The following is a 269-nucleotide window of genomic DNA, read 5'->3' as shown; positions in this document are numbered from 1 at the left end:
GGATGTTCCGGCGGTGTCCTACTCTCCCACACCCTGTCGAGTGCAGTACCATCGGCGCAGGTGGCCTTAGCTTCCGGGTTCGGAATGGGACCGGGCGTTTCCCCACCGCTATAGCCGCCGTAACTCTATGAAACTGTCACACTCCGTGTTCGGGAGGATCCCTTTTCCGGGGACCTGGTCCCCGCAAAAGCCCCTGACAAGGTCGGGGGTGTGGGGGCCTGGCCCCCACGATCCTCCACGCCGGGTCTGTAGGGGCGGCAGCCCCTACG

Annotated in this window: 1 rRNA gene; it reads right to left on the bottom strand. The window is 65.1% G+C overall.

Annotated features, from left to right (window positions below):
- Nucleotides 1-5: 5 nt before the first annotated feature.
- A 5S ribosomal RNA gene (gene rrf / locus RJ05_RS05555) occupies nt 6-122 on the bottom strand.
- Between the last annotated feature and the right edge of the window lie 147 nt (nt 123-269).

It is taken from the genome of Nocardia cyriacigeorgica NBRC 100375 (assembly GCF_000308555.1).
GTDB lineage: Bacteria > Actinomycetota > Actinomycetes > Mycobacteriales > Mycobacteriaceae > Nocardia > Nocardia cyriacigeorgica.
This window is presented reverse-complemented; position numbering and strand designations above follow the sequence as displayed.